Origin of the sequence: Paraburkholderia sp. BL10I2N1, assembly GCF_004361815.1 — a bacterium.
Taxonomy (GTDB): domain Bacteria; phylum Pseudomonadota; class Gammaproteobacteria; order Burkholderiales; family Burkholderiaceae; genus Paraburkholderia.
Map to the genome: position 1 here is coordinate 810076 of NZ_SNWA01000001.1, position 17503 is coordinate 827578.

Annotated in this window: 17 protein-coding genes; 9 read left to right on the forward strand and 8 right to left on the reverse strand. The window is 63.6% G+C overall.

Annotation, left to right across the window (positions count from 1 at the left end):
* Window positions 1-281: 281 nt before the first annotated feature.
* From aroG to B0G77_RS03770, 3 genes are all read left to right on the forward strand, one after another.
* Window positions 282-1355 carry a 3-deoxy-7-phosphoheptulonate synthase AroG gene (aroG, locus tag B0G77_RS03760; protein WP_133660902.1) on the forward strand — a complete coding sequence of 358 codons (1074 nt, stop codon included), beginning with the start codon at window positions 282-284 and terminating at the stop codon, window positions 1353-1355.
* A gap of 179 nt (window positions 1356-1534) precedes the next feature.
* Window positions 1535-1879 carry a type II toxin-antitoxin system RelE/ParE family toxin gene (locus B0G77_RS03765; protein WP_133660903.1) on the forward strand — a complete coding sequence of 115 codons (345 nt, stop codon included), beginning with the start codon at window positions 1535-1537 and terminating at the stop codon, window positions 1877-1879.
* The gene (locus B0G77_RS03770; protein ID WP_133660904.1) at window positions 1876-2208 is read left to right on the forward strand and encodes an XRE family transcriptional regulator; all 333 of its coding nucleotides are present in this window, start codon (window positions 1876-1878) and stop codon (window positions 2206-2208) included. The genes B0G77_RS03765 and B0G77_RS03770 overlap by 4 nt, the downstream gene beginning before the upstream one ends.
* Window positions 2209-2305: 97 nt before the next feature.
* Here the strand turns inward: B0G77_RS03770 and B0G77_RS03775 are convergent, their stop codons facing one another.
* Entirely contained in the window at window positions 2306-2860 is a 555-nt protein-coding gene (locus tag B0G77_RS03775; RefSeq protein WP_133660905.1) for a cob(I)yrinic acid a,c-diamide adenosyltransferase, read from the reverse strand.
* Between the two features lie 166 nt (window positions 2861-3026).
* On the opposite strand from B0G77_RS03775, the gene B0G77_RS03780 reads away from it, so the two are divergent.
* From B0G77_RS03780 to proC, 6 genes are all read left to right on the forward strand, one after another.
* Window positions 3027-4442, forward strand: a complete 1416-nt coding sequence (locus tag B0G77_RS03780; RefSeq protein WP_133660906.1) for an FAD-linked oxidase C-terminal domain-containing protein — start codon at window positions 3027-3029, stop codon at window positions 4440-4442.
* 52 nt (window positions 4443-4494) lie between these two features.
* Entirely contained in the window at window positions 4495-5988 is a 1494-nt protein-coding gene (locus B0G77_RS03785) for an FAD-linked oxidase C-terminal domain-containing protein (protein WP_133660907.1), read from the forward strand.
* Between the two features lie 256 nt (window positions 5989-6244).
* Entirely contained in the window at window positions 6245-7333 is a 1089-nt protein-coding gene (gene glcE / locus B0G77_RS03790) for a glycolate oxidase subunit GlcE (RefSeq protein ID WP_133660908.1), read from the forward strand.
* 8 nt (window positions 7334-7341) lie between these two features.
* Window positions 7342-8568 carry a glycolate oxidase subunit GlcF gene (glcF, locus tag B0G77_RS03795; RefSeq protein ID WP_133660909.1) on the forward strand — a complete coding sequence of 409 codons (1227 nt, stop codon included), beginning with the start codon at window positions 7342-7344 and terminating at the stop codon, window positions 8566-8568.
* 92 nt (window positions 8569-8660) lie between these two features.
* Window positions 8661-9359, forward strand: coding sequence for a YggS family pyridoxal phosphate-dependent enzyme (locus tag B0G77_RS03800; RefSeq protein ID WP_133660910.1), 699 nt, complete (start codon window positions 8661-8663; stop codon window positions 9357-9359).
* A 17-nt stretch (window positions 9360-9376) separates the two neighbouring features.
* Window positions 9377-10192: a pyrroline-5-carboxylate reductase gene (proC, locus tag B0G77_RS03805; protein ID WP_133660911.1), complete on the forward strand. Its 816-nt coding sequence runs from the start codon at window positions 9377-9379 to the stop codon at window positions 10190-10192.
* Window positions 10193-10278: 86 nt separating this feature from the next.
* Here proC and ubiA read toward each other — a convergent pair whose 3' ends face one another.
* The 7 genes from ubiA to recG form a co-directional block, all read right to left on the reverse strand.
* Window positions 10279-11142: a 4-hydroxybenzoate octaprenyltransferase gene (gene ubiA, locus B0G77_RS03810; protein ID WP_133660912.1), complete on the reverse strand. Its 864-nt coding sequence runs from the start codon at window positions 11140-11142 to the stop codon at window positions 10279-10281.
* Window positions 11143-11360: 218 nt separating this feature from the next.
* On the reverse strand, window positions 11361-11849 hold the full coding sequence (locus B0G77_RS03815; RefSeq protein ID WP_133660913.1) for a Dps family protein: 489 nt from the start codon (window positions 11847-11849) through the stop codon (window positions 11361-11363).
* A gap of 136 nt (window positions 11850-11985) precedes the next feature.
* Window positions 11986-12144, reverse strand: a complete 159-nt coding sequence (locus B0G77_RS43075; RefSeq protein ID WP_166656117.1) for a hypothetical protein — start codon at window positions 12142-12144, stop codon at window positions 11986-11988.
* 61 nt (window positions 12145-12205) lie between these two features.
* A complete protein-coding gene (locus tag B0G77_RS03820; protein WP_133660914.1) occupies window positions 12206-13690 on the reverse strand; it encodes a catalase in 1485 nt (494 codons plus the stop codon).
* Window positions 13691-13776: 86 nt separating this feature from the next.
* On the reverse strand, window positions 13777-13905 hold the full coding sequence (locus B0G77_RS45230) for a hypothetical protein (protein ID WP_279571272.1): 129 nt from the start codon (window positions 13903-13905) through the stop codon (window positions 13777-13779).
* A 171-nt stretch (window positions 13906-14076) separates the two neighbouring features.
* Window positions 14077-15036: a hydrogen peroxide-inducible genes activator gene (locus B0G77_RS03825; protein WP_133660915.1), complete on the reverse strand. Its 960-nt coding sequence runs from the start codon at window positions 15034-15036 to the stop codon at window positions 14077-14079.
* A gap of 145 nt (window positions 15037-15181) precedes the next feature.
* A complete protein-coding gene (gene recG / locus B0G77_RS03830) occupies window positions 15182-17413 on the reverse strand; it encodes an ATP-dependent DNA helicase RecG (RefSeq protein ID WP_133660916.1) in 2232 nt (743 codons plus the stop codon).
* Window positions 17414-17503: the final 90 nt, after the last annotated feature.

The following is a 17503-nucleotide window of genomic DNA, read 5'->3' on the forward strand; positions in this document are numbered from 1 at the left end:
CACCAGGTTTTACTTTTATTTTTTCTGGCATCTCAGACCGCTGGCGGATCGAGAGGGGTGTTAGTGCACGCAAGACACCGAGAATTCCCGAAAAACCGCCAGCGAGTCTGGCGGTTTTTTTTCGTCACTCACAACCGCTGTTAGCTGATTTTTCGCCAGTTTCCGCTTTTGTTGTCGAACCTTTTTTTGCATTTTTGAACCGAATTTTGAATTGAGTCCGCTGCGGCCGTCCTGCTTGTGTCCGCACGAACACGCTACAAACCAGATCCAGGAGAACGACCATGCCCCCGCACAATACTGACGATGTCCGCATTCGCGAATTGAAAGAACTGACGCCGCCCGCGCATCTGATCCGCGAATTCGCGCTCGACGAAAACGTGTCGAACCTGATCTACAACGCACGTCAGGCGATGCACCGGATCCTGCACGGCATGGACGACCGGCTGATCGTGATCGTCGGGCCGTGCTCGATTCACGATACGAAGGCTGCACTCGAGTACGCGGGCCGTCTGGTCGAGCAACGCAAACGCTTCGCAGGCGAGATGGAAATCGTGATGCGCGTGTACTTCGAAAAGCCGCGCACCACGGTGGGCTGGAAGGGTCTCATCAACGACCCGTACATGGACAACAGCTTCAAGATCAACGACGGCCTGCGCACCGCACGCGAACTGCTGCTGCGTATCAACGAACTCGGCCTGCCGGCCGGCACCGAATACCTCGACATGATCAGCCCGCAATACATCGCCGACCTGATCTCGTGGGGCGCAATCGGCGCACGCACGACCGAGTCACAGGTGCATCGCGAACTTGCTTCGGGACTGTCCTGCCCGGTCGGCTTCAAGAACGGCACCGACGGCAACGTGAAGATCGCCGTCGACGCGATCAAGGCCGCGTCGCAACCGCACCATTTCCTGTCGGTCACGAAGGGGGGCCATTCGGCCATCGTCTCGACGGCCGGCAATGAGGACTGCCATATCATCCTGCGCGGCGGCAAGACGCCGAACTATGACGCGGACAGCGTGAATGCCGCGTGCGCCGACATCGGCAAGGCCGGGCTCGCCGCGCGTCTGATGATCGACGCAAGCCACGCGAACAGCTCGAAGAAGCACGAAAACCAGATTCCGGTGTGCGCGGATATTGGCCGCCAGATCGCGGCGGGCGACGAACGGATCGTCGGCGTGATGGTGGAATCCCATCTTGTCGCGGGTCGCCAGGACCTGCAGGAAGGCTGCGCGCTGACGTACGGTCAGAGCATCACGGACGCCTGCATCGGCTGGGACGAAAGCGTCGGCGTACTGGAAGGGCTCGCCGAAGCGGTAAAACAGCGCCGTGTCGCACGCGGAAGCGGAAACTGAGCGCGGTCAGCGCCTCATCCGGCAGTAACAGGCCCGGCCCCCCGCCGGGCTTTTTGTTGGCCGGATGGGCGAATTGTTGCCCATGCATCGCCCCTTTATCGTGACTGCCAATGGTCGGATCGGATGTTTCTTGACCGTATCCGGAGTCGCGTATAAGATTTTATACATAGAGGGTGTCCATGGAGCAGGAAAAAGAGATTCGCTGGGTGGGCTCCGCTTATGCCGACCTGCTGGCATTCCCCGATGAGCCACGGCGGCAGGCCGGATTCCAGTTGGGTAAGGTGCAGGCGGGTCTGGATCCAGACGACTGGAAGCCTTTCGATGCGGTCGGTGCCGGCACCCGCGAAATACGCATCAGGGAAAGCGACGGCATTTATCGCGTGATGTATGTAGCGAAATTCGTGAAAGCGGTGTACGTCCTGCATTGCTTCAGGAAAACCACGCAGGCAACCAGCAAACAGGACAGGGATATTGCCGCGGTGCGCTATCGCGCCGTGGCCAACTTTAGAGAGGTACAGCAATGACGATCGACACCAAGGTCCGCCACGTCACGAAGCCGGGGACAAATCTGTTCCTGGAGCTCGGCTTCCCGCCGGACGAGGCAGAGCGTCTTCACGCCGCATCGCAGAAGCAGATCAACGACACCCGGCTGTTGAAAGAACAGTTGATGACCGAGCTGTCGAGCTGGATCGAACAGCATCATCTGAAGCAGGCAGAAGCCGCAGAGATTCTCATGGTCTCGCGGCCACGTGTCTCCGATGTGGTCAACAGGAAGACGGCAAAATTCACCATTGACACCCTCGTGGAAATGATGAGCCGCATCGGCAAGCCGGTCACGCTCGCGATCGGTTGATTCGCGCCCTGCGACGCGGCCGATCTGGACTGTTCTAGTACCTTCACTGATGACTCGCCGCTACCTCGCGCCCGCCATGCAGTTGCCGCACGCCTGCCTATGTCGCCCCGCGGTCATGCTGCCAAAGCACATCGGTGCCACCATCCACGCGGTTCAGCACGCGAGCCAGCACGAACAGCAGATCCGACAGACGATTCACATACTGACGCGGCGCCGCGTTGACCGTCTCGACCTGGCCAAGCGCGACAATCGATCGTTCAGCACGACGGCACACGGTCCGGCAGACGTGCGCGAGTGCAGCGCTGCGGGACCCGCCGGGCAGGATGAATTCCTTTAGTGGCGGCAAAGCCGCGTTGTAGTCGGCAAGCCAGGTGTCGAGCTGGGCCAGATGTGTGTCGGCGATCATCGTATGGCCGGGTATGCAAAGTTCGCCGCCCAGATCGAACAGGTCATGCTGGATGGCGATCAATGCGTCACGCACATCCCCTGGCAGCTTTTCGCACAGCAACACGCCGATGTTCGAGTTCAGTTCGTCAACGTCGCCGACGGCGGCAATGCGCGCGTCGTCCTTGCGTACGCGGCGACCGTCGCCAAGACCAGTGGTGCCGTCGTCGCCAGTGCGAGTGGCGATCTTGCTCAAACGGTTGCCCATGATGCCTCCTGTCGATACGCTGCCTGTCGGAAGTCGATGCATTGCGCACACGCATCGTGCCGTCGCCGCCATTATAGGTTCCCCGCCGGCGGCCGCGCCCGCCGCAAGGGTATCGGCGTAAAATGAACCAACCAGCACCATAGCTGCCCGCCTTCAGGAGACATGCGTGAATCATCCCGTGCCGCCGGCATCGCTGCGCCGTCCGTTCCCCGCTGAACTGCTTGCTTCGCTCAAGGCTGCTTTTGCCGAACGCGTTTCGATTTCCGACGCCGTGCGCGCCCATCATGGCCGCGACGAATCACCATTCGATCCGCAGTTACCCGACGCTGTCGTCTTCGCACGCACGACGGAAGAAGTGCAGACCATCGTGAAGCTGTGCGCCCGGTACAACGTGCCGGTCATCCCCTACGGCAATGGGTCTTCGCTCGAAGGGCATCTGCTGGCGGTGCAGGGTGGTGTGTCGGTCGACCTGTCCGGGATGAATCAGGTGCTGTCGATCAATGCGGAAGATCTGACTGTCACCGTCGAACCCGGCATCTCGCGCAAGCAGCTCAATGAAGCGTTACGCGAAACGGGCCTGTTCTTTCCGATCGATCCCGGGGCGGATGCGAGCATCGGCGGCATGTCGGCGACGCGAGCGTCGGGCACCAATGCCGTGCGCTACGGCACGATGCGCGAGAATGTCCTGGGGCTGACGGTCGTGCTTGCGGACGGCCGTGTCATCAAGACCGGCACGCGTGCCCGCAAATCATCGGCGGGCTATGACCTGACGCGCCTTTTCGTCGGCTCCGAAGGCACGCTTGGCATCATCACCGAAATCACCGTGCGGCTCTATCCGCAGCCCGAGGCCGTTTCGGCGGCGGTGTGCACGTTCCCGTCGATGGGCGACGCGGTGCGCGCCGTCATTGAAACAATCCAGATCGGCGTGCCGATTGCACGCGTCGAGTTCGTCGATTCGCTTGCGATCCGCTCGATCAACCGGCATTCGAATCTGACGCTGCGCGAGGCGCCCACGCTCTTCTTCGAGTTTCACGGCACCGAAGCCGGCGTAAAAGAACAGGCCGAACTCGTACAGGAAATCGCCGCGCAGAACGCCGGCGAAGGCTTCGAATGGGCCACGCGCCCCGAAGACCGCAGCCGCCTGTGGAATGCGCGCCACAACGCCTACTTCGCGATGCTGCAGCTCAAGCCTGGCTGCCGCGCGGTCACGACCGACGTCTGCGTGCCGATCTCACGCCTCGCGGAATGCGTCGTCGAGACCGAGCACGACCTGAAGGCGTCGCCTCTGCCCTGCCCGATCGTCGGCCACGTCGGCGATGGCAATTTCCACGTTGCAATCCTGATCGACCCGAACAAGCCCGAGGAACTCGTCGAGGCAGAACGGCTCAATCACCGGATTGTGGAGCGGGCGTTACGGATGGACGGCACCTGTACTGGCGAGCATGGCGTCGGGTTGCACAAGATGGATTTCCTGCTCGAAGAACACGGAGAAGACACGGTTGATACGATGCGCGCCATCAAGCACGCACTCGATCCGCACAACCTGATGAACCCGGGCAAGATTTTTTCCTGGGCGGCATGACCCGACGGGCGAACCGGCTTCACACGACCGCGCGCCCATAGAAGGAGGAGACATGAACGCACCCGGCGAACTCTCACCCGAAGTGCTCGCGCAACGCCAGCGCGACGTCGTGCAGGCGCTGATGGCCGTGCTGCCGACACATTGCCTGCTGTACCGCGAAGAAGACACGGTCGCCTACGATTGCGACGGCCTCGCCGCATACCGGAGGCTGCCGCTCGCGGTCGTGCTGCCGGAAACCGAGTCGCAGGTGCAGCGGATCGTGCAGATCTGCCACCGGCTCGACGTCCCCATCGTGCCACGCGGTGCGGGCACCGGCCTGTCGGGCGGCGCACTGCCGATCCGGCACGGGGTCGTGGTATCGCTCGCGCGTTTTCGTAAGATCGTCGAGGTCGATCCGTATGCACGCACCGCGACAGTCCAGCCCGGCGTGCGCAATCTCGCGATCTCAGAAGCAGCCGCGCCTTACGGGCTGTACTACGCGCCCGACCCCTCGTCGCAGATCGCCTGCACGATCGGCGGCAATGTCTCGGAAAATTCGGGCGGCGTGCACTGCCTGAAGTACGGCCTCACGGTACACAACGTGCTGCGCGTACGCGCCGTCACGATGGAAGGCGAAATCGTCGAATTCGGCTCGCTCGGACCCGATGCGCCGGGGCTGGATCTGCTGGCGGTGCTGATCGGCAGCGAGGGCATGTTCGCGATCGTCACCGAAGTCACGGTCAAGCTGATCCCGAAGCCGCAAACCGCGCAGGTCATCATGGCCAGTTTCGACGACGTCGTGAAAGGCGGCGATGCAGTCGCCGGCATCATCGCGGCAGGCATCATTCCCGCCGGCCTCGAAATGATGGACAAGCCTGCGACGCGCGCCGTCGAGGAATTCGTCAACGCGGGCTACGACCTCGATGCGGCGGCGATCCTGCTATGCGAATCGGATGGCACGCCTGAGGAAGTCGCTGAAGAAATCGTCCGCATGACCGCGGTCCTGCGCGAATGCGGCGCAACGCGAATCCAGATTTCCCGCACGGAAAGCGAGCGGCTCAAGTTCTGGTCGGGACGCAAGAATGCGTTTCCAGCTGCCGGGCGCATCTCACCGGATTATTACTGCATGGACGGCACCGTGCCGCGCCGCGCAATCGGCCCGCTTCTCGCGCGGATAGAAGAGATGGAGCGCAAGTACGGGCTGCGCTGCATCAACGTCTTCCACGCCGGCGACGGCAACATGCACCCGCTGATCCTCTTCAACGGCAACGATCTGGACGAATGGCACCGCGCGGAGGCGTTCGGCTCGGACATTCTCGAGACCTGTGTCGAGCTGGGCGGCACGATCACGGGCGAACACGGCGTCGGTATCGAGAAGATCAATTCGATGTGCGTGCAGTTCTCACCGGAGGAGCGCGACACGTTCCATGCGGTGAAACGCGCGTTCGATCCACCCGGCCTCCTGAATCCGGACAAGGGCATCCCGACGCGCGCCCGCTGTGCCGAATACGGCAAGATGCACGTGCGCGGCGGCTTGCTGCCGCACCCGGAACTGGAGCGCTTCTAGCGGCCGCAGCGGTTTGCAGGAAATACTGTGGCGGGGGTTTCCGCGAGTCCCTTCGTGGGCTCGCGCCAACCCATGCGCGCCGGTTCCGCACCAGACAACCGGCCCGACCCACACGCGGCCCGCGCCGTCGTGACGGCAGCCCCACACGCGTCATCTCTGCCGTTTTGTCGCCTGATTACCCGATGCGGGTCCGCTCCGGCTTGCCAGACCGGCCCCGCCCGGTACAATCGAACGAAACACAACGACGCAGGACGCCATGGAAGAGGACGACATCGTCGCCGTCTGGTCCGAACGGATCCGTTCGGCCAGCGACGAAGGACGCGCGCTGCGCATTCGCGGCGGGGGCACCAAAGACTGGTACGGGCAGACCCTGGAAGGCGATATCCTCGACACGCGCGCGCATCGCGGCATCATTGCGTACGATCCGGCCGAACTGGTCATAACCGCGCGCGCGGGCACGCCGCTCCTCGAGATCGAAGCCGCGCTCGCCGAGCATCATCAGATGCTCGCGTTCGAACCGCCGCACTTCGGCCCGCAGGCCACGCTTGGCGGCTGCATCGCGGCCGGCATCGCCGGGCCGCGCCGGCCGTCTGCGGGGGCTGCGCGCGACTTCGTGCTTGGCGCGGTCGTCATGAATGGCCAGGGCCAGGTGTTGCGCTTCGGCGGGCAGGTCGTGAAGAACGTCGCGGGCTACGACGTCGCGCGGCTGATGGCCGGCTCGCTCGGCACACTTGGTCTGATCCTTGAACTGTCGGTGAAGGTGCTGCCTCGCCCGGTCGCCGAAGCTACGCTCAAGTTCGACATGAACGGCACGGACGCCGTCCGCAAGCTCAACGAATGGGGTGGCCATCCGTTACCCATCACCGCAAGCGCCTGGCGCCACGGAACCCTGGCGCTGCGACTGGGCGGCGCCGAAGCGGCGGTCAAGTCGGCACGATCGGCGCTCGGTGGTGAAGTGGTCGACGCGGTCGAGGCGGAGCGCTTCTGGGCCGGCCTGCGCGAACAGACCGATCCGTTTTTTGCGGCGATCGCGCCGAAAGCCGCGTTATGGCGGCTCGCACTGCCCTCCATCACCGAGCCGTTGCAGCTGCCCGGCGCGCAACTGATGGAATGGGGCGGCTCACAACGCTGGTGGATCACCGACGCCGATGCTCAGACCGTGCGCATCAGTGCCAAACAGGCGGGCGGCCACGCGACGATCTTCCGCGCCGGCCACGGCTTCGATCGCAACGCAGGCGTATTTACCCCGCTGCCCGCTCCGCTGATGAAAATCCACCGCGGCCTGAAGACCGCCTTCGACCCCGCCCGCATCTTCAATCGCGGACGGCTCTACCCCGACTTCTGAGCGACGCGATGCAAACAAACCTCGCGGACTTCATTCGCAACACACCCGACGGCGTCGAAGCCGACGCCATCCTGCGCAAGTGCGTGCATTGCGGTTTCTGCACGGCAACCTGCCCCACCTATCAACTGCTGGGCGATGAACTCGACGGCCCGCGCGGACGCATCTACCTGATCAAGCAGATGGTGGAAGGCGCCCCGGTGACACGCAGCACGCAAACTCACCTCGACCGCTGCCTGACGTGCCGCAACTGCGAATCGACGTGCCCGTCGGGCGTGCAATACGGGCGTCTTGTCGAGATCGGCCGCAAGGTCGTCGAAGAGCAGGTGACGCGACCGCCCGGTCAACGGCTGCTGCGCCGTGTGCTGGCGAGCTTCGTGCCCAACAGCGCGCTCTTCACGCCAGCGATGCGGCTCGGCCAGCGCATCCGTCCGCTGCTGCCAAAGAAGCTGCGCGACAAGGTGCCCGCGCGCCAGCGTCTACTCGAATGGCCGAGCGCAAAGCATCCGCGCAAGATGCTGATGCTGGCCGGCTGCGTGCAACCCTCGATGATGCCGAACATCAACACCGCGACTGCGCGCGTGCTCGATGCGCTGGGTATCGAAACGGTCGTCGCGCCCGAGGCCGGCTGCTGCGGCGCGATCCGACTGCACCTCGGCTACAACGACGAAGCCCTCGACGACATTCGCGCCAACATCGACGCGTGGTGGCCCCACGTCGAGCAAGGCGTGGAAGCGATCGTGATGAACGCGTCCGGTTGCGGCGCAACCGTGAAGGAATACGCCCACCTGTTGCGCGACGACCCCGCATACGCCGACAAGGCGCGCCGCATCGTCGAGCTGACGCGCGACATCTGCGAAATCCTGCCCGACTTCGAGGAATCGCTCACTGCGCTCACGCGCCGCCGCGCGATCCACACCGTTGCGTTCCATCCGCCATGCACGCTGCAACACGGCCAGCAGATTCGCGGCAACGTCGAGCAACTGTTGGGCGCGCTCGGCATCGAAGTGCGCCTGCCCGCCGACAGCCACCTGTGCTGCGGCTCGGCGGGCACCTACTCGCTGACGCAGCCAGCGCTCTCCTACCGGCTACGCAACCAGAAGCTCGAACGGCTGCATGCAGTGGAGCCGCAGATAATCGTGTCGGCGAATGTGGGCTGCATCGCACATCTGCAAAGCGGCACGTCGATACCGGTCACGCACTGGATCGAACTCGTCGAGCATATGCTGTCCGCGTGACGCTTTGCACCTGGCCATCCGGCCAGGTCGGCATGGCGGAGCGGCGTCCGTATAATCCGGTACATCGCTCTCGCCGTCTGTTCTTCTGCTTTATGCCTGATCTCGCACACAATCTCGACGCGGTACATCAGCGCATCGCCCTCGCCGCCCAGGTCGCCAGCCGTGACCCGCGCTCCGTGGTCCTGCTCGCCGTCTCGAAGACGTTTCCCGCCGAAGCCGTACGCGCGGCTCACGCCGCCGGTCAGCGCGCATTCGGCGAAAACTATGTCCAGGAGTCGATCACCAAGATCGAAGCGCTTGCCGATCTGCGCGCCGCGCTCGAATGGCATTTCATCGGTCCTCTGCAATCGAACAAGACGAAGCCGGTTGCACAGCATTTCGACTGGGTTCATTCGGTCGACCGGCTGAAAATCGCCGAGCGTCTTTCGGAACAGCGTCCGCACGACCTGCCGCCGCTCAACGTGTGCCTACAGGTCAATGTCAGCGGCGAAGCGTCGAAAAGCGGCGTCGCGCCCGCTGAGGCCCCGGCACTTGCCCGCGCCATTGCCACGCTGCCAGGGCTGCGCCTGCGCGGGCTGATGTCGATTCCGGAACCGGCCGGCGGCATCGAGGAGCAGCGCGCACCCCATCGCAGGCTGCGCGAACTGTTCGACCAGCTGCGCGCGGACGGACTCGCGCTCGACACGTTGTCGATGGGCATGTCGGGCGACCTCGAAGCCGCCGTACTCGAAGGCGCGACTCTCGTCCGGGTGGGCACGGCGATCTTCGGCGCACGCGACTACTCAAACTGAACTCATCACGGAACATCATGAAAATTGCCTTTATTGGCGGCGGCAATATGGCTGCTGCGCTCATCGGGGGTCTGGTCAAGCGCGGCGTCGCGCCGGCGGACCTGTATGCGATCGACCCGAACGAAGACGTACGCAGGCGCAATGAGCAGCAGTTCGGCATTCGCACCGGTGCCTCCGCAGACACCGCACTGGGGTCGTTCGACGCCGTCCTGCTGGCCGTGAAACCGCAAGTCCTGAAGAGCGTCGCCGAAAGCATCGCACCGCATCTCTCGACCACGCAACTCGTCATCAGCATCGCTGCAGGCATCCGCGTCGAGGACATGTCTCGCTGGTTGAACGGGCACGCGCGCATCGTGCGCACGATGCCCAATACGCCCGCGCTGATCGGCATGGGCGCAACGGGTCTGTTCGCTTCTGCAGGCGTGGATGCAGCGGGCCGTGCGCTGGCGTCGCAGGTGCTCGGCGCAGTGAGCGAAACCGTGTGGTTCGACGATGAAGCGAAGATCGACGCCGTCACTGCCATTTCCGGCAGCGGCCCGGCGTATGTGTTCTATTTCATCGAGGCGCTGGAAGAGGCCGCGCGCCAGCTTGGCATGGACGAGGCGCAAGGCCGTGCGCTCGCTGTCGCAACGTTCACCGGCGCTGCGCAACTCGCCGCGCAGTCGGACGAGCCGCCCGCTGTGTTGCGCGAGCGGGTGACATCGAAGGGCGGAACGACAGCCGCCGCGCTCTCATCGTTCGATGCGTCGGGCGTGAAAGATGCCATCGTGCGTGGCGCACTGGCTGCCGACGCGCGGGCGAGAGAAATGGGCGACGAGTTCGGGCGCCAGTAGGCCGTCATCGGCCCGCCTGATCGGGTCAAAGTCGATCAGGCCCACTGTTCAGATTCCGAAGCACGCTACAAGGCAACAACGAGGCGTCAGAAAGTGGCGGCCGCGTAGTGCGCGGCAATGCCCACGAAAAGCGCGCCGCCAAGCCAGTTGTTATGGCGGAAAGCGGCGAAACACGGCATCCGCTCGCGGTTGCGGATCAGCGTGTAGTGGTAGATCGAACAGCCCAGGGCAGCCGCCCAGCCTAGCCAGTACAGCACGCCGAAGCCGAGCACGATGCCGATGCCGACGTAGATAGCGAGCGTGGCCGCATAACAGAGCATCACGGCAAGCACGTCGAAGCGGCCGAAGGTCAGCGCGGATGTGCGGATACCGATCTTGATATCGTCGTCGCGGTCGACCATCGCGTATTCGGTATCGTACGCAACCGACCAGAACACATTGGCGAGCAGCATCACCCACGCGAGCATCGGCACGTGGTTCTGTATCGCGGCAAACGCCATTGGAATGCCAAAGCCAAATGCGATGCCGAGATACGCCTGTGGAATCGCAAAGAAACGCTTCGTGAACGGATACGTGCCCGCGACGAACAGCGCCGCCACCGAAAGCTCCTTGGTGAGCGTGTTGAGCGGCAGGATCAACAGAAACGCGAGCAGCGACAGTCCCGCCGCCAGCGCGACCGCTTCCCACGCCTTGATCTTGCCCGACGTGATCGGACGGTTTTCGGTGCGCTTCACGTAGCGATCGAAATCGCGATCCGCGTAGTCATTGATCGCGCAGCCCGCCGAACGCATCAGCACGGTACCGACCATGAAAACGACCAGCAGCCACAGCGACGGATGACCATCCGATGCAATCCACAACGCATTGAGCGTCGGCCAGAGCAGTAACAGGCTGCCGATCGGCTTGTCCATGCGGACAAGGCGGAGATAGAGCGGAAGTCGAGCGAACATGGGCATGCAGGTGTAGGCAATCCCGATATTCTAGAGCAGTGCGGATGACGGCGGCTCGCAGCGCGGCAGTCTGGAAATGAAAACGGCCCGACGGACGTCAACCGTCGGGCCACTCTGTTTCGCGCCTCAGGGCCGTGATTCGGCTCTATGACCCAGCGCTATGCCCCAGCGCAACGACCGGCAATCCAGCCACCGGCCGCCACTGCGAAACCTCAAACTCAAGCCAGCATCGAGCGCAGCATCCACGCAGTTTTTTCATGCGTCTGCATACGTTGCGTCAGCAGATCGGCGGTCGGCTCGTCGTTAGCGGCTTCCGTCGACGGGAAAATCCCGCGGGCGGTACGCACCACGGCTTCCTGGCCTTCCACCAGCTGGCGGATCATTTCTTCCGCGGCCGGCACGCCGTCCGCTTCGGGAATCGACGACAGCTTCGCGAATTCCTTGTAGCTCCCCGGGGCATGCACACCCAGCGCACGGATGCGTTCGGCGATCAGGTCGACGGCCATCGAGAGTTCCGTGTACTGCGTCTCGAACATCAAGTGCAGCGTGTTGAACATCGGGCCAGTCACATTCCAGTGGAAGTTGTGGGTCTTGAGGTAGAGCGTGTACGTATCAGCGAGCAAGCGCGACAGCCCTTCCGCGATCTTCTTGCGATCCTTGTCGCTGATACCGATATTGACATGCTGTACGGCTTCTTTCTTGGCCATGACGACTCCTTTTAAGAGTGATACGAACCGTCGGCTGGTTCGGGATTGCGTATGCATCCGGGACGCTGGAACGCCCGTCAGTGTAGCGTAGACGCGTGCTACCCGGGCATTGGCAAACCGTCGCGTGCCTGTCGAGCTAGCCGCCAGACAGGTGCTGCAGACCTTGCGCGGCAAGCACGGCAAAACCGCTGCCGACGATCGAGAGTCCGAACATTTTCCTGACGAGCGTACTCGTGCGTGCGTGGCTGCGCCGTGCAAAGCCTTCGCCACCGATACTCAACATCATCTGGATCATGATCGCTCTCCGTTGATCCATCCTCGTCCGGCGGGGCGCCGATGCACCCCGCCCCGGTACGTTACTTCGCTGCCGCCGCTTCATCGAGCTTCACGAGCGCAGCCACCACTCCGTCCGCATACGCCGGATCGATCCTGCGGAAATGCTCGATCTGACGCGCGACGATCTCATCCGGCACACCATGCATATGCCGCGCGATGTTGCCGAAGAACCGCTCGCGCTGCGCAGCATCGAAGAGGCGAAACAGCGCGGCCGGCTGGCTGTAGTAGTCCTCGTCTTCGCGGTGGTCGTAGCGATCGACTGCGCCGCGCAGGAAGTCCCCTTGGGGAGCGCCAACGGCAAGCGGCGGCTCCGACGCATTGCGATCCTGCGCAAAGTCACCGAAGCGGTTCGGCTCATAGTTCACCGTGCCACCCAGGTTGCCGTCCGTGCGCATCGCGCCGTCGCGATGGAACGAATGCTGGACCTGCACGCGCGACGCGTTCACCGGAATCTGGTGATGGTTGATGCCAAGGCGGTAACGCTGGGTGTCGCCGTAGGAGAACAGACGTCCCTGCAACAGGCGGTCAGGCGAGAAGCCAATCCCCGGCACCACGTTTGCCGGCGTAAACGCAGCCTGCTCGACGTCCGCAAAGTAGTTCTGCGCATTGCGGTTCAACTCGATGACGCCGACGTCGATCAACGGATAGTCCCTGTACGGCCAGACCTTCGTGATGTCGAACGGATTGTAGCGGTAGGTGGCCGCGTCCGCCTCCGGCATCACCTGGATGCAGAAGCGCCATTTCGGAAAGTTGCCGCTGTCGATACTGCCGACGAGATCACGCTGCGCGCTCTCACGGTCGCTCGCGATCACCTGCGCCGCTTCGGCATCGGTGTAGTTTTCGATGCCCTGCATCGACTTGAAGTGGAACTTCACCCAGAATCGCTCGTTGTTCGCGTTGATGAACGAAAACGTGTGCGAACCGAAGCCGTGCATCTTCCGGTAGTTCTTCGGAATGCCGCGATCGCTCATCAGGATGGTCACCTGATGCAGCGACTCCGGATGCCGCGACCAGAAATCCCACGCCGCGATGTTGCTGCGCATGTTCGTGTACGGATCACGCTTCTGCGTGTGAATGAAGTCCGGAAACTTGAGCGGGTCGCGGATAAAGAACACCGGCGTGTTGTTGCCGACCACGTCCCAGTTACCCTCTTCCGTGTAGAACTTGATCGAGAAACCACGCACGTCGCGTTCCGCGTCGGCTGCGCCGCGCTCGCCCGCTACCGTCGAGAAGCGCATGAAAAGCGGCGTTTCCTTGCCGACTTCCGCGAAGACCTTCGCTTTCGTATAACGCGTGATGTCGTGCGTAACCTTGAGGGTGCCGAACGCGCCGGAGCCCTTCGCATGCACGCGCCGCTCCGGAATCACCTCGCGGTCGAAGTGCGCCAGCTTCTCGATCAGCCACACGTCCTGCAAGGCGACCGGGCCGCGCGCCCCGGCCGTCATCGAGTTCTGGTTGTCGGCGACGGGCGCGCCGGCTGCCGTGGTGAGTTTGCGTTCGGACATCTTTGAACTCCTCGGTTTTATGTTTGAAAGAGAATCGCGTAAACGCCGCTGACGACGTCGTGGCAGAAATCGACGGGAGCAGGGAATCAGGCCGCGAGCGCGCGGTCGACGAGCAATGCGAACGCGACCGTGCGCACCGACGCAACGATGCGCGCAGCAGACTGTGCGGGTGGCGAAATGGACTGGTGGAATTGCCGTGGTTCGGCTTGCTTCATGGTTTCCTCCGGCGTTGTCGGATCGGGCGATCCATGGAGGAAACTATATCAATAGCTATCTACTTTTTTAATTTGATTAAATAAATCTATTCGATAGCGCTCACCCGTGTCATGCAAAGCCTTGGGCGAAGCCGGCCGCGGATGCCTCACGGCCACTACTACCGGCCGCGATCAGTTCACCGCGACCGGCAGATCGAGCTTCTTCACGCCGGAAAGATCGCAGGCGGCGATTGCGTCGGAGATGGCATCGATTGCCGGCATCCGGGTAAAACTCTTGCGCCACGCGAGCACGACACGGCGATCCGGCACGGGCTCGTCGAAAGCCACGTAGCTCAGCAAGCCGGAGTCGACCCCGCCCGCGTGCGGCTTGACTTCCTGCACCGACATACGCGGCAGCACGGTAATGCCCACGCCGCTCGCCACCATATGGCGGATCGTTTCGAGCGACGAGCCTTCGAAAGTCTTCTGGATGCCGTCCGCGTTCTGGGAGAAGCGCATCAGTTCGGGGCACACGCCAAGCACGTGATCGCGGAAGCAGTGCCCGCTGCCCAGCAGCAGCATGGTTTCCTGCTTCAGATCGTCCGGATCGATCTTGGGACGCGTTTCCCAGGCATGTCCGGACGGCAGCGCGACAACGAAAGGCTCGTCATACAGCGGACGCAGCATCAGTCCCGTCTCCGGGAACGGCAGCGCCATGATCGCCACGTCGATTTCGCCCTGCTTTAGCAGTTCGATCAGCTTCAGCGTGTAATTTTCCTGCAGCATCAGCGGCATTTGCGGGACGCGCCGGATCATCTGCTTGACGAGCGTCGGCAGCAGGTAGGGCCCGATCGTGTAGATCACGCCGAGGCGCAGCGGTCCGACGAGCGGATCCTTGCCTTGCTTGGCGATTTCCTTGATGGCGAGCGTCTGTTCCAGCACGCGTTGCGCCTGCGTGACGATCTGCTCGCCGATTGGCGTGACGCTGACTTCGCTCGTACCGCGCTCGAAAATCTGCACGTTGAGCTCGTCCTCGAGCTTCTTGATCGCCACCGACAGCGTCGGCTGGCTGACGAAACACGCTTCGGCCGCCCGGCCGAAGTGCCGCTCGCGCGCAACCGCGACGATGTATTTCAATTCAGTGAGCGTCATTGGGGACCAATCAGCGCGATGGATTCGATAGGTTTCTGTTATACACCTATGGGGCCAATTCGCCAACCAGGATTGCCCTCGAATGAGGGGCGGAGCGCCCTGGCGCGCGCTCACTCACCTAACGCCCCAGTCCACCCCGCCAGGGTCAGGCCTTCAGGTACTGCTCGCGCGCGCCGAGCCAGCGCGCCAGATGCTGTGTGACCACCTGCGGATACTCCGCCAGCAGCCGTGCGGCGGCTTCACGTGCCGGCTCGATCAGCCAGCCGTCCTGCTGGAGATCGGCAAAACGCAGCATGGCGGCGCCCGACTGCCGCGCCCCGAGGAATTCGCCCGGTCCACGGATTTCGAGGTCGCGGCGCGCGATCTCGAAACCATCGGTGGTTTCGCGCATCGTCTGGAGGCGCGCACGAGCCGTCTGCGACAGCGGTCCGGTGTACAGCAGCACGCACACCGACGCCGCGCTGCCTCGCCCGACGCGCCCGCGCAACTGGTGCAATTGCGCCAGACCAAAGCGCTCGGCGTGCTCGATCACCATCAGCGATGCGTTCGGCACGTCGACGCCCACTTCGATCACCGTGGTCGCCACAAGCAACTGTACTTCGTTGCGTGTAAACGCCCCCATCACCGCGGCTTTCTCCGCAGGCGCCAGCCGGCCATGTACCAGTCCGACGTTCAGTTCGGGGAGCGTGGCCACCAGCGTTTCCCAGGTTTCGACGGCAGTCTGCAGTTGCAGCGTCTCGCTTTCCTCGATCAGCGGACACACCCAGTACACCTGACGCCCCGTCAGCGCCGCCTCGCGCACGCGACCGATGACCTCTTCACGGCGCGCATCGGATACGAGTTTCGTCAGGATCGGCGTGCGGCCGGGCGGCAGTTCGTCGATGGTCGAGACGTCGAGATCGGCGTAATAGGTCATGGCGAGCGTGCGCGGGATCGGCGTCGCCGACATCATCAACTGGTGAGGCTGAAAATCGCGCGCGCCGTCGGCCGCGTTCTGCGCCTTCGCACGCAACGCGAGCCGCTGCTCGACGCCGAAACGATGCTGTTCGTCGACGATCACGAGCCCGAGCCGCGCGAACTCGACCGCGTCCTGGATGATCGCGTGCGTGCCGATCACGAGGTGGGCGGTGCCAAGCGCCGCCGCCTCCAGCGCGGCGCGCTTCTCCTTCGTTTTCAGACTGCCGGCAAGCCACGCGACGCTCACGCCAAGCGGTTCGAGCCAGCCACGCAGCTTGCGCGCGTGCTGCTCGGCGAGAATTTCAGTGGGCGCCATCAGGGCGGCCTGGTAGCCCGAGTCGATGGCCTGCGCGGCGGCGAGCGCCGCGACGACCGTCTTGCCGCTGCCGACGTCGCCTTGCAACAGACGCTGCATCGGATGCGGCTGGGTCAGATCCCGCGAGATTTCGGCGCAGACGCGCTGCTGCGCGCCGGTCAGCGCAAACGGCAGCGCGGCGAGCAGGCGGGCGACGAGCGAGCCGGAATCCGTCGGCGCACGACGCGGCATCTCAGGCGCTGTGCGCATGCGCCGCTCTTCATGCGCGCGTTTGAGCGACATCTGCTGCGCGAGCAGTTCCTCGAACTTGATGCGCAGCCAGGCCGGGTGCGTGCCATCGATCAGCGCGGTTTCGTCGGAATCGACACTCGGGTGATGCAGCGTGCGCACCGCTTCGGCAAGCGGTGGCAGTCCAAGCGGCTGAACAAAGGCCTGTGCGATCGGCTCCGGCAACAGTTCGGGCAACGCGGTGCGCGACAACGCGTTGTCGATCGACTTGCGCAGATACGCCTGCGTGACGCCCGCGGTGGCGGGATAAACCGGCGTGAGCGCCTGCGGCAGCGGCGTATCCTCTTCGACCACGCGCACCGCCGGATGCACCATTTCCATCCCGAAGAAGCCGCCGCGGACATCGCCGCGCACGCGCAGACGCTGGCCGACGGCCATCTGCTTGACCTGCGAGCCGTAGAAGTTGAGAAAGCGCAGCACGAGTTCATCGCCGGCGTCGTCCCTCAGCTTGACCAGCAACTGGCGGCGCGGCCGGTAGGCGATCTCATTGTCGAACACGACGCCCTCGCTCTGCGCCATGCCGCCCGGCAGCAGTTCGCCGACCGGCGTCAGCATGGTTTCGTCTTCATAGCGCATCGGCAGATGCAGCACGAGATCGATGTCGCGGGTCAGGCCGAGCTTGGCCAACTTGTCGGCGGTTCTGGTCAGCGCCGGGGCGGCCCTTTTCGCGTCGCCGGCTCCGCTCGGTGACGAAGTCGCCGCCTTGCCCCGCGCCGCGCGGCGCTTCGGCTCGGCGCTTGCATCCGCGCTTACTTCCGCGCTTGCATCGTCGGCATCGTCGGCATGGGCTAAGAGGCGGCGGTCGGACAGGGGCATGAGTCGCTTCGCAAGTACAATATCGGCTTTCAGGGGTATCGCAACGATGCCGCGCGCCGCCGGAACAGGGTATTCAACGTCGGCGGCCCG